Below are 14,283 nucleotides of genomic sequence, written 5' to 3' on the forward strand. Positions count from 1 at the left end.
CAGGCTATCCGGTTACCGACTGTGGATTATCTATTCCACAGTCGGTAACCGGATAGCCTGCAATTATAAGGTAATGGAATCCTTTATACAAGTACATTTTATAAACGTACTTTAATTGTTTTTCCTTCTTCTATATTCTTTTTTATAATGCTTTTACCCTCCTGTAATACCTCTACATGAAGTTTTTCACCCACGCGTGATACATGAATATCAAAGTTGGAATTGAAAGCACGTATTTTATTCAGATTCATATAATTCCATTCTTGTGGCAAACGAGGTGTCATTTCGAAGTTACGTAAACCAATAGGGCGGATACCAAAAAGACCTTCAGTATATATACGGCAGTAAAGGCCACTTTCTGCCGACAGGTGACGCTGATTACCTTCCGGCCATGCTTCAATGGCATAAGGAACATGGTCACCAAGTAAACGGCGCCGAGAATATTTTTTCAGAAAATCCATCCCCTTTTCTACTTCACCAGCAGCAATTGTACCACGTAAAGCATAAAGAGTGGAACGATCCCAAAAAGTTTCCGTACCGGCCTGCGTCAATAACCCGTCATTTGTCCAAAGACGTGGCGAAAACAGAGCATCAATAGTCCCTTGAGCACGAGTATAAATCCCCATAACAAGCGGCATACAAATCCACGAACGCAAAATATCATTTCCTTCATAGTAACGATAACTGTGGAAGCCTTCTATCTCATATCCGAAGTGATTCTCAATGGCACTCTCCAAAGCTTTCGCTTGAGCAGTATAAGTAGCAAGTTGCTTACCGGAAACACCTATCTCACGCCCCAATAATGCAGCAGAACGCAGTGCATCATAGTATAAAGTAGATGTACAAAGATTGGCGTCACCGGCAGGAAAACGGTTTTCTAATTCATCAGAATTAGAAGCAACTACACCATTAGGAGTTAATTTGCGTTTACAATACTCCAAACACCATTCAATAAGTGGCCAAAGTTCACGAGCCTCTTCTTTATCACCACGAGCCAAAGCATAACGGGCAGCTCCATAAGCAATCATTGCGCCATCGCCACGGTCTTTTGCCCCATGCCAAAAGCTAACTCCCTCGGAAATAATAGAACTTGGAATTGGATTATATTCCGGATTCATATAACGAGCAAAATGGCGATAAGCATTCAAAGCAGATTCATTACCAATATCATACCCTAAAAACGGAAAAAAAGGATTTATATATTCCGCTTGATCATTGGCCCAAACAGCGGCATAATAAGCTTCACCACCTGGACCATGCATTAACCCACCTTTAGTACGATAGATACTCTCAGCTCCACGCAATTTGGCAAAAGCAAACATTCGGTTCAACACAGGATCAGGAGTATCCAACACAAGATTTTCCCACCATTGGTTAATAAGCGCTTGGCGTCCGGCACGCTCACTTTGAATTGTTATACGTGAGAAAGCCGTGTTATCTTTCTCCGTAACATCATCTGAAACTTTCTTCCCGGAATAAATAGCATAAAAGTCCAATGTTTCACCCGGTTTCAGAATAAAAGTACCTTTTTTGGATAGAGAAGCTTCAATACGATAAGCACCATAAACACCTGCCTCTTCCGGAGTTGTATAAGTAACGCGCCATTCAGGTACACGCAAAGTTATAGGATTTTGGCTGTTATTCTTAAAAGTATATTCTTCAAGATAACGGGGAGCATTTATCGAAGGGTAAAGAATGCGAGTCACATGAATCGCATTCTTCAGTTCCTTACGACGGTAGATATATCCATAATCACTTTCTACACGCATAATACCATTAAATGTAATATCCTGAACTACCTCATTCAACAACGTCTGGTCGTCCACTGTTACCATAGCTGGTATATTTACATCGAAACGTTGCTTCAAATTATTCTGTGTTTTATTAGGCTTCATACGCAACATGGGAAAAACCAAGCTGCGATTTAAATGAAAACGCTGTTGTACATCCACACCATAACGTAAAACGACAGAAAGCATCTGCCCACTCATTTCAACATGATCTTCATGCGGCAAATTTCGTGTAGGCTTCCATTGAATGGAACCATCTTGCAGAATCGTCCAACGGTCTTGTGACTGAGCACAAACTGTTACTGAAGCAACGAGTATCAAAGATATAAATAAAAAGATTCGTTTCATTATCTGTTAAGTTATTGTGTTTTTAATAATAGTATGGCACTCTCAAACTGTGCATTCAGCGGATTAGCTATTCCTGTACTCATCAATTCCGCTCCACTGAATATTTTTCCATGCCCCGGAAAACGAGAAGTACTTCCTTTAGGAAGGCCGACCTCTTCCACCCTATAATTTTTACGAGCATCAAGTCCACCAAGTATTACTTGAGGTACACTACCATCTTGAATCTGATAAAGATAAACCACAGCATCATTTTTATCGGTAGAAACATAGCTCAGAGAGGCCATTGGATGTTCATAAGGAGATACCAAACGATAAAGTTCACCTTGCATTACCAAAGGACGGATACTCGCCTTATATAATTTAACAGCATCAGCTATCTGTACACGTTCTTCAGCGGTAGCCTTATCCAATGCAAGGTCTATGCCGAAAGCTCCACTTAAAGCAACATCAATCGCCAGTTTCAGATGACGTTTACCCATACGTGTCACATGAGCAGAAATTGTACTTGCAGGAAAGAAATGAGAGAATCCCCACTGTATCTTAATACGTCCCAACGGGTCTGTATTATCACTGGGCCAAAAACTATGGAAATAAGGTAACGCACCATAGTCTACACGTCCGGAACCACCCGCACAAAGCATTGCCATAACATTGGGGAACTCTTTGGAGAAGCGTTCCATCAAACGGTAGAGAGCCCAATTATAATCAATCCAAAGATGACTCTGCTCTGCCGGTTGCAAATAGCCGGAACCTGGTTGGGTAATATAGCGATTACAGTCCCATTTCACATACGATATATCTGGATTGGGACGCAATGTTTTATCAATAACTTGCCACTCAAAAGCCTGTACTTCGGGGCGGGTAAGGTCAAGAATTTCCTGATGTCGCCCTAATATAGGAGTACGTTTAGGCTGGGTAATAATCCAATCGGGATGTTTTTGATAAAGCTCACTTTGAGGATTTACCATTTCCGGCTCTAACCAGATACCAAAATCTACTTTACGTTTCAAGGCTTCTTTTGCTATGTAAGACAGACCCCGGGGTAGTTTCTTGGTAGAAGGCTCCCAATCACCCAAACCATGTTTATCATCATCACGTGAATATGGTCCGTTACCAAACCAGCCATCATCCAGTAAGAATAATTCCGCCCCCACCTGGCGAGCGCCATTAAACAATTCTTTCAAACGCTCTTCATCAAAGTCACAATGTGTAGCTTCCCAATTATTCAGTAATACCGGACGATCTTTCTGTGCATCACGAATCGCATGTTTCATAGCCCAACGATGATAACGACGACTTACCTCACCTTTACCCTGCTTACTGTATGCATACAAAATGGCAGGCGTTGTAAAGGTACCGCCACGTTCCAAATAATATTGGGAACCTAACGGATTCATTCCGGTTATGAGGCGAAGATTTTTATTCCAATCGACATCAAAAGCGAACTGGAAACTACCGCTCCAACGCAAAGAAGCAGCTAAAACCTCACCTGCATTTTCCTGTGCCGGACCATTCAATGAAAGTATAAAAGATGGGATACGCATTTGATGAGCGCGTACTCCAAGCTTGGAATCCAAAATTTTAATCCCTTCCGATAATTGTTCTTCGGAAATCGTCGCTTCTCGTTTATAATTACCGGCAAACTGAGTAAGCCAATATTCCTTAGCCTTCAAAACAGGAGAAGCAGAAGCAAAACGATGAAGAACAATTTTCCCCTTTTCATTATGACTTACCGTATTCCATATTTCCATCATGCTGTTATCAGCATAGCTTTTGATATAGATTTCCACGGTAAACGGATAAGCCGGATCTTTTAAAGAAATAACCGTTTGAGAAATACCATCATTTAAATTCTCTGTACGATGTCCTATATAATGCAACTCAGTAGAAGTATTACCATCTACATGTGTTACTTGCAAAGCAGGTTCGGTAAGCACACCGTTACCATATGGCGGAAGAAATTCTCTCTCGCGAGAAGGCATTTTAGCAGATGGAACGACCTCTGCCGCAGCATCTCCAAAACCTAATTGATACAGCCGATCATCCGTACCTACCATGAAAGTTAACTTCAACTCTCCTGAGGTTACTGAAAAAAGTTTCTTCACATTCGGATTGTCCGCCGCACGCATCCCCCCCATGCAACAAACAAATATAAATAAAGTAATCAGTTTCTTCATTTACTAATATTTTAGATTATTCTTGAGTCATAAATTTCCAGGTAACGGTAGCAATACTATTGGGCTTTCCTTTCTCTGCCTTAGAAATTGTACCATGCAAACGTCCTTTCTTATCACGCGTTACTTTGATATCACGCCAAGAATATACGCCTTTTTCATAATCAAAAGTTTCACCATCATCATCATACAAACGATAAGCACCATCCGCCTTACCATAATGGCGAATTTCAAGATTTATCTTTTGTCCGGCCTTAGGAGCGTGAAGCGTAGCTTCCATAAAAGGAATTATAGCCCCATCTTTCACAAATACCGGAATACGGTCTAAGCCAGGAGAGACAGTGATTCTTTCTCCATTACCTACATATTTACCAGTATAGAAGTCATACCAGTTACCCTTCGGCAGCATTACAGTACGTTTTGTTTGTCCTGCAAACATAGGAGCTACCAGCAAATATTCACCTGCCATATACTGATCTTTTATTTCTTTAGCAATAGCCTCTAAATAAGGATTATCTTCTAAATTAGAAGTTTTCAGCTCCGATGTAATTATCTGCTCCGGATTAAAACCCGGCTCCAAATTTATAGCTCGGAAAGGCGGAATACCGTCAAAATGATAACGGGCAAATTCTGTATACCAATAAGGCATCATCTGCATACGCAAAAGAGCATATTCTTTTACCTGTTTTGCTACTTCCGGGAATGACCAAGGTTTTGTTCCGCTTGCCCATGCATTAATCATTGCCATTGGCGAAAAAACCACAGACTGAAAACGACGTAACCATTCTTCGGCAGACTTAGAACCACGTACCTCTGGCGTCCATAAGACACCGCTAAAACCGGAATTGATTAATGCCGTAATAAAATCCTGATGACTGTAATAATCGTTATAAATAACATAAGGGAAAGAACTGCTTCCGCCATTAGATGCACGTACTAAACCAAAAGTACGTTGATTGCGCTTTTTATAAAGATCAGCAGTTGTACGTTGTACCCACAATCCATAAGTCTGACGCATCTGCTCGGCGGAAATACCACTAGGGAAAGTAGCAACATCCGGCCAGACATAACGGTCATACCCATCGACTTCATCTATTTTATAACCGCTTACACCTATATTTATATGTTCTTTTTCCAACTTATCTTTCCAAAGTTGGCGTCCTTTTTCACCTGCTAAATCAGGAACAATACCACACCATACTGTATGTGAACCGCTAACCGGATACATTTCTTTATATGCCTCGGACTCAGGTGAAATATATGGATTAGTCCAAAGATTGATACGTATACCTTTATCCAACATTGTTTTGACAAAACCAGCAGGGTCTGTATAACGTTTCTCATCCCACTCAAGCGTACAAGGATAGGCTTTACTTTGCCACCCCGGTTCCAATCCTATAAAATCCAGTGGATAGCCTTGACGTTCAAATTCATCAGCTTCTTTCTCCACATCTTCAGCTGTATACAGTTTCTGGGTACGTTGTGTAAAGCCCAACCCCCAACGCGGCGGCAATGTACCCCCACCACAGAATAAATTATAACGCCGAATGACATCCATTGGAGTAGGTCCTGCAAATATGTAAATTTCAGCACCTGGAGCAGGAACAAGAATAGACACAGCATCCGAATACGGACTGGCTGTCCACGTTTTATCCGTATTACGATCTTTAACTACCGGAGCATTCGGACTATCCTTGCGTGCACCACTACCGGCATAGACAGTAAGATAACGGGCAGAATTAATAAAAACCCCATATCCCAGACTGGAGATATAGAAAGGTACGGGAGCATGCGTTCTGCCATTATCCTTTCCACCATAATGGTCTACATGCAAATTCAAAATTTTACCACGCTGATGTACAGTCTGAAAGTTCAATCCAAAGCCGTAGAGTTGTTCTTTTGTCTGCAAAGGAATACGGAGAGAGGTCTTCCCATCTTGTATACTCCCGACTATTTCATTTGCCAATGCGGGCAAAGCAACTTCCGGCAAGCGCGCAAAACTTTCCTTTAAAGGAGTGACCGCAGCTACATCCAGTAACGAATAATCTTCAGGAGTACCTACCACACCTTTCCAAACACCGGGTTCCACCTGTTTCCAAGCTATTTGTGCATGTACCGGAAGTAACATCAAAATAGCAAGTGCCCCTAAAATCATTTTTTTCTTCATGTTTTCCATTCAATTTATAGTAGTCATTTTATATGTTTATACACAGGCAAACTATTATTTCGCAAAGAAACCAATAGCGTTTTTATACCGCTTGCAAAATCGTTTTATTTTTTTTCGATACTGTCTCAAATATATTAGTATTCTCAAACAACCCAAAGGTATAAACTATATATGCATACTAAATTTATTGTTATCGAATGATACCGGCAAATCCACCATTCGGTAAAAGTTTTATTTTAATCTTTCCGTCTGTATCTTTTATAGGCATATAATCAAAGCAATCTTTATCTTTACCATCCGTTATCATAGTAAACGACTTTCCTTTACATGCTGTAGGTAGTGTGAATTCTATTTCACGTTTTTCAGCCTTACCACTAATTCCCCCTATAAACCATACATCTCCCGAACGACGTGCAATCACGGCATAATCAGAGGGATAACCCGCCAACAGACAACTTTCATCCCAAGCTGCCGATACTTCTTTCAGGAATTGTTTCGGCTGTTCCGGTAAGGAAAGATAGGCCTCTGCTCTATCGGCAAAACATTGAAAACCAGATTCAAACACCACTGCCAAAGCCAATTGATGGGCTACGGTAGTTTGACGTATAGCCTCTACCCCTTGGCGTATTTTATTGGAAAATGTTACCGGAGTATAATCCATTGAACCTACAACATTACGGGTAAACGGAACAGTTGCGTTATGTTCGGCAGCCTTATCACAACGTTGCTGTCTTCCCAAAGTTTCCGCTCCCCGAATAGCTTCTGTTGTCATCATATTAGGATATGTACGTTCAAAGCCACGTGGTAAAGTAGCGCCATGTAAATCTACCAATAAATGGTTATCTGCCGCATCCTTTAAAATAGCCGGATAAAGCTGAATGATTCGTTGTTTATCAGAATCAAAGAAGTCAACTTTGATACCCTTCACCCCGATTTCGCTAATACGTTTCATCTCTGCACGACGCAGTTCAGGATCAGACATAATACGACGGGCTGCAACCGTATCGTTTTCACGTCCCGCACCGGAATGATACCACAACCATACTCCTACACCTTTCGGCTGAGCATATTTCACAACATCTTCCATTGTTCCACCATTTGCCATACGTTGCCAACCGGCATCAATCAAAATATATTCCCATCCCATTTCAACACTAAGGTCTACATATTTCAATTGTTCTTTATAATCAAGCACAGTGGCACCTTTATACCACCAGCTCCAACATGAACGTCCCGCTTTTATCCATGACTCATCCTCAATGACAGACGGTGGATTCAGATGAGACACCATCTGATTTTGGAAAATAGTATTTAAATCGTTACCAACTATAACAGCACGCCACGGAGTATACCAAGATAACTTTGAAACCGGTTCTACCGCATCTGGAACGATAGGTTCATCCAATTCTGGAAAGCGAATTTTATATGCTCCGTTTATACCGGAATTGTCAATATGTGTAGCAGGATAAGTTCCGTCCAAATGCGCTTCAGTAATCATCATCCATAAACCATTAGTCTGAAATAACATTGGGAAAGCCCAACCTCTGCCATGTTCGCATTCTGAACGAATCTCAATAGCATTGCTGCAATATTGCTCGTAACTAGGCTTTTTACGTTCATTCCAATCATAAGGATGTATCCAAGCCTTACCATTGACAGGTACCGCAAATTCCGTATGTTCCGCCTGAATTGTATGGAATTCCTTGTCCGAACCAGATAAACCATAACGAAAAGCTATACCGTTATTATAAACACGTACTATCAAATCAAAATGATTCCCTTCTGAAGAACTAAACGTAAAAACCTGCTCACGACAATCATCAATGGTCTTAATCTGCTTTCCCGATTTTAATTGATAAGCTTCTACAATATCTTTCACAGGGGCTGCAGACACAAATTTTGCATTTTTACCATATTCCAACGAATCCATTATTAAGCCTAAAAGAGACCTCTCAATAGCTATTGTATCTTTATAATACACAGAATAAGTCAAGTCCGTCACTCCATCTGTAATTTTATTTTCTAAGACAAAACGAACATTATTATCTTTCGATTTCAACTCCCAAGACTCAGGAGTCGTACAAGCGGTTACCAATACCGCACACAGCAGCAATGCTACATTCCAAAATTTATTCATAATATTTATTTTAAGTGTTATCATTTAGGTGTAAACATAACGATATACCCGCCACCGGTACGCATATATCCTGTCAGAGAATCTGAATTCCGGCAAAAGACACGTTGCATAGCTATTGCTGCCGCATCTGATGGATTGTCGTTCAGTACTGTTCCTTCATACCAACCATCATCCAAAAAGGTCAACGGAAATTGTATAGTACATTCTTTTTGCCCATTCAACACAGCTAAGAACCAAGTCTTCCCACTTCTACGGGCAAAAGCCGCCACTTCTCCTATCTTACTGGATGGCAAAACAATCGTTTCATCCCACGTAGCCGGTATCTCCTTTATTACCTTTACAGCCGGATTTTCCAACATCTTTTGAGGATGAGAGCCAAAGAAGATAACAGAAGAATTAAAAATTAAAGAAGTCGCAATCTGATGTGTCCAGGAAGTCTCTAAACGACGTTCACCAAAAACGACCGGAGTATAATCACCTGCTCCTACTACCAACCGCGTAAACGGTAACGTTGTATTATGTGTAGACCATTCATATTGTTTCTTCCCGTATTCAAGTCCACGTATACCTTCACGACTCATCTCATTAGGCCAACTACGTACCTCTCCTGCGGGTTTATTACTACCATGAATATTAAGCATTAATTTATACTCAGCAGCCTCTTTGAGACATGCTTGATATAAGTCTATAAATTCTTTTGATTCATGCGAAAATGCATCTAATTTTAATCCGACTATGCCTAAACGATGGCATCTTTCAAATAGAGCTTTACGTTTTTCCGGATCGCGTACATCTCGTCCATGACGCCACAACCAAACTTTTACACCATACTTCGCAGAATAGTCTACCAGATCTTTCAGTTGCTCATCCGTCCAACGGTACCAAAAAGCATCAACCGTATTATACTCATATCCCAATTCACCTGCCAGTCTGGAAAATTCTTTCATATTCTCCAGTGTACGTGCACCACCATCCAACCAACACCATACCGAACGTCCAGGCCTAACCCAATCCGTATTTATACCTTTGGGAAAAAGATTCTTATCAGGCGTTGGAGCAAGGTTCGTTATCAAATCAGTATTCACCAACTCATTCAAATCATCAGCGATCACCACTGTACGCCACGGAGTCGTAATTGTACCAGTAATGGAAGCAGGATTTGACAAACGCCGGGCCTCTTCCAAGCTGTAATCATGGGCAAAAGGATATCCTGCTGGCTGGGCATGTCCCAACTTAGTCTCAAAACCATTCTTACCATTGGCCTGTAATGACATCCCGGCATAATTCATCAAAGCGGACTCTGTTAGGCACAAATACCCCCCGTTATCCGGTAATTGTACGGTTATAGGCGGAGCCGCCCATTCTCCTTTCACTATTTCAGAAATGTTTTTCTTTTGATGAATTCCTTCATAATGACAATACATATCATGATACCAGACCTGACTCTTCGCTGGAAGAGTAAAAACAGTATGCTCATCTGGTATTCTTACTTGGTTTTTATTACCCGGAAGCATCATACGGAAAGCAATACCGTCATTATAAGAACGAGCCTCTAAAGTAAAATCGGTATTCAACTGCCTATTCTTTAATCGAAGTAACAACCCATTACTTTTATCTATAGCTAAAGAATGAGAACCTCTAATAGGATAAGTCGCATCTGTTTTATAAGTATCTGAAGATAAAACGGAAATGCCACAACAAATTTCTGTTTGATCTATTGTCATGCTAATAGGAGCTTCAACCAAAACCGTATTACCCCCTTTTTTCACATTATAGGACAAATTATTATCCTTTCCATTTATTTGCAGGACAATAGAACCGTCAGGACTTGTCACAGAAGCTAATATCTGTGCATAGGTATTTACAACAGTACAATACCCTAGAAATAATATGCATAAAGTTTTTTTCATAACATACTATTTATAAATTTGCATATCTCCGTCTTCGCAAATAATCTCAGGACGAGCATCCGGATTCTTTAGCTCAAAAGTTACATTTTTCAACTTCAATCCTCTCACATGACGTGCCCATACACCATAAGCCGGTATTTTAGGACCAAAAGTTTTTACTTCCGGATATTGATCAATCGCTTCGGGAACTACCGACAAAGCATCCACCGGAGTACCTGTACCCAATAAACGAATATGGATATTCTCTAATGTGAGATTAGTAATATAATGTCCGGGAATACCGGTAATAAGAATACCGGTAGGTGGTTTTAACTGCGCATTATCTGCTGCAATAGCTTTCACATTGCGGATAGTAACATTCTCAAAAACACCGACAGGCTGCTGTGTATCTTCATTTTTACGAAAAACGCTTAAACGAGCCCCCAAGCGAAACATCATGGGAGTACGTACTTCTTCCATAGTAATATCCGATATCTCCACATTACGTAATCGTGCCCCATCTACAGAAAAAAGTTTAATACCACCATTCTTGGTATCATAAATATGGCAGTTACTTATTTTAATATTTTCAAATCCCGCCATGGACTCTGTTCCCATTTTGATACCTGCCTGATTACTCTTCAACTTCATATTAGTTATAATAATATCATCACATCCCATTTTACTGGAAGTTGTTTTAAAACAAAGCGCATCATCACCACTGATAATATCACAATTACTAATACGTACATGCTGACAACCATCAATATTAATACCATCATTGTGGGCCACTCCAAAACTTCGAATCGTTATATTATTGATATTGACATTGCGGCACTGAAAATAATGTGATGTCCATGCACCTGCATATTTCAAGGTCACTCCCTCTACTTTCACATTCTCACAGCGTACCCAACGGAGCAAAAAAGGACGCAGCCCCCAACGTTGACCTTCAGGGCGAGTATCTTCCTTAATATGCCGTGCTTTTAAAGCAGAACCTTGCCCATCAATCGTTCCTTCGCCTTCCAATGTCACATTTTTTGCATCTACCGCAACCATTAAAGCCCAACCGACATCAATACCCAGACCTTCGGTAAAAGGATCTAAATTATCATATGCTTTGTAGTCCGTGGTTCCTAAAATAAGCGCATCCTTTTCCAAACGTAAAGTTACATTATCTTTTAAGACAATAGTAGCTGAGAGATAAGTTCCTGCAGGCACAATCACGGTTCCCCCACCCGCTTTATGACAAGCATCGATAGCTTTCTGAATAGCAGGAGAATCCATTTTTCTACCATTTCCTTTGGCTCCATACTTTTTCACATTATAAGTTTCTCCTGCTTGCATAGTTAAAGATAATGTCAACAACAAAAACAATAATCCTAAATAATTTTTTCTTTTCATGATATTAGTGTGTATTACTTGTGTTTATTTCAATTTATCTCCTTAGCGATAGTAATAGTATACAGTTTATTACTGCGACGTCCGGGATGTTCCAACCTCAACTCATTTACTCCCTTTTCTAAATCAATGGGAAATATAAAATTACCACGTTTATTCCCGGTTGTGGCAAGATATCCTATATTTTCACTTATCAACTTTCCATTAGCATAAAGATAGGATGGAACCGGATTTCCACCTTCATAAGAGATATCCAGGTAATACTTGCCTGTATATGGAATCTCAGCCTTCCAAGCTATAAAACCGTTAGAACTGCCTTTTTCTCCTTTGAATTCTACAGACCCATCCTCATTAATAGTAGCTGAACCATTCAATAACATTTCTTTGGTTTGACAGGTTATTATCGGCTGCAGATTACGCAAAACCAAACGCTGGGTAGCCACCACTTTATCATACTTTATTGCTTCAAGGCGATAGTCAGTCGTCTTATCTACACCGACACATAAATGTCCTTCCGTATTATCCAACTTCATATTGTTTAATCTCACCTCATCTGCATTAGAAACTTTATAGTGCAAAGTCGTTCCATCTGCATAAAAATATTCAATAGCAGCACGATTCTCATCCAAAGGTACCCGATATAATTCGATCCCTTTACCTGTGCCCAAATTACGGCTATACATACGTTGTTCCGGATTATTCCAATGTTCGTGCACACCTAAACTCACTAATTTTTTACCCGCATAGGCAATACCCGAAGGTGGATTTCCGATATTAGCGGCTTCATGCAGGAAGTTATCGGCATTGGCAGGCAAAGGCAGTTCTGAATATATAAAATCAAGTACAACCGATTCAATAGCAACTTGATCATTAGAGGCTAAAAAGCTTGATGTCCATCCATTATTAAATGGAGCACGCTTAAAACGCACCGCATGACCGTTATGCTTCGGATTAACATACATAGCATCTACGATATAGACTAAAGTATTACCGCCAATACGTTCATGAGCCATTAAATCAACAATACAATTATATGTCCCCATTCCTCGGAAAGAAGACCAGTCACGGATACTAAAATGTAAAGGCGGTACTTTCTCTAACGAGCCAAACTGATTCTTACCGGTAGACGTGATACCCGTTTGTCCTGCACTATCACGCCATTTATCCGTAGGTTCCGAATGCCGTTTCATTAAAGCCATATTAATCATATAGTCAGCTTCATAAGCCGCACGTGCCAAACTCATAGAACCCTTATCTGTAATTTCACTGGAATAATGGACCACATCCGGAACGAATCCACCCCAATTCTGATAGTTTACTTCCGGATAAAGCGGCTGCATATAATCATAAATAGCTGATATACCACGACGCTGCGCATCATAAACGGTAATATTATTTTGAGGAACTTGCATGATATCTATCAACTGATGCAGCAAGGCATATACCGACTGCGGAGTAGCATCTATAATGTTTGATCCTCCATTATCATTCAAATTGACCTTTATAGCGATTTTTTCACCCTTTTTATAGCTGACAGCTCCTTTACCTTTCTTATAATTAAAAAGACGAAACAGTTCATCCCACGCTTTATCAATCGTTTTTTGATTAGTCAACGCTATGATTACTCCTTCTAACATATCATTAACCCGGGTCTGACTATTATTATCCGCATCCGAATACAAGCCATGTTTACCATCCCAAGCAGCAGCTTTAGGATCATAAGCCCAAGCAACTCGTCCGGGATGAATACCTTTAGCAACTCCCATTGGAGTGTTCGGCGCATCAATAGGGATAAAACGTCCCATATCCGTGCCGTTATCTATTTGCTTACGGATAACCTGTCCCATTAAAGAATTATCTACAGACATCACATATAAGGTCCCCGATGCAAGCACACCGATTAGCAATACGGATAAACCTAAAGTTACACGCCGGGCATTCCATAAATTCCGGACGCGTTTCCACGTTCCCACACCTACCAGAGTACTGCTGATAAACGCGACAAATGAAAGGGCTATCGGAGCTGCAACCTGCTGGCAGGGATATTCCATACGACTTGGCTTCGGTACTACCCGAATCAAAAACCAAACTAAAGCAGCCAATCCTAATAGAGGGAAACATATCTTCAACACGACATTCTTTTTGTTAATGCCTACAATACGTCCGCTTTTAGGACAAGTTTTGAAGAACCATTTTTTTATTTTATTTTTCATACTATATAGATTATATGTTCATAACTACACCGACAATTTGTAACCATAATGAAAAAAACAAGAGTCCATAATAGCCTGATACAAAAATAGGAATATAAAAAAGAGACGATTTTAAGATTTTATTCAAATCCTTGAAGAATCGTCTCACAGAACAAAACAGTATG

General features: G+C 40.3%; 7 protein-coding genes. All 7 read right to left on the reverse strand.

Going from position 1 to position 14,283, the window contains the following annotated elements:
- Positions 1 to 98 precede the first annotated feature (98 nt).
- The 7 genes from I2F54_RS09995 to I2F54_RS10025 all read right to left on the reverse strand — a co-directional run bounded on the left by I2F54_RS09995 (position 99) and on the right by I2F54_RS10025 (position 14,119).
- Positions 99 to 2,138, reverse strand: coding sequence for a glucosidase family protein (locus I2F54_RS09995; RefSeq protein ID WP_022218851.1), 2,040 nt, complete (start codon positions 2,136 to 2,138; stop codon positions 99 to 101).
- A gap of 11 nt (positions 2,139 to 2,149) precedes the next feature.
- A complete protein-coding gene (locus I2F54_RS10000; protein ID WP_087425204.1) occupies positions 2,150 to 4,315 on the reverse strand; it encodes an alpha-galactosidase in 2,166 nt (721 codons plus the stop codon).
- Between the two features lie 16 nt (positions 4,316 to 4,331).
- Positions 4,332 to 6,479: a glycoside hydrolase family 31 protein gene (locus I2F54_RS10005; RefSeq protein WP_195501161.1), complete on the reverse strand. Its 2,148-nt coding sequence runs from the start codon at positions 6,477 to 6,479 to the stop codon at positions 4,332 to 4,334.
- Between the two features lie 190 nt (positions 6,480 to 6,669).
- Positions 6,670 to 8,616, reverse strand: a complete 1,947-nt coding sequence (locus tag I2F54_RS10010) for a glycoside hydrolase family 97 protein (RefSeq protein WP_195501098.1) — start codon at positions 8,614 to 8,616, stop codon at positions 6,670 to 6,672.
- A 20-nt stretch (positions 8,617 to 8,636) separates the two neighbouring features.
- Positions 8,637 to 10,526, reverse strand: a complete 1,890-nt coding sequence (locus I2F54_RS10015; protein WP_195501099.1) for a glycoside hydrolase family 97 protein — start codon at positions 10,524 to 10,526, stop codon at positions 8,637 to 8,639.
- Positions 10,527 to 10,532: 6 nt separating this feature from the next.
- Positions 10,533 to 11,909, reverse strand: coding sequence for a glycoside hydrolase family 28 protein (locus I2F54_RS10020; RefSeq protein ID WP_195501100.1), 1,377 nt, complete (start codon positions 11,907 to 11,909; stop codon positions 10,533 to 10,535).
- A gap of 29 nt (positions 11,910 to 11,938) precedes the next feature.
- Positions 11,939 to 14,119: a DUF362 domain-containing protein gene (locus I2F54_RS10025; RefSeq protein WP_195501101.1), complete on the reverse strand. Its 2,181-nt coding sequence runs from the start codon at positions 14,117 to 14,119 to the stop codon at positions 11,939 to 11,941.
- Between the last annotated feature and the right edge of the window lie 164 nt (positions 14,120 to 14,283).

Source organism: Bacteroides clarus, assembly GCF_015555825.1.
Classification (GTDB): domain Bacteria; phylum Bacteroidota; class Bacteroidia; order Bacteroidales; family Bacteroidaceae; genus Bacteroides; species Bacteroides clarus.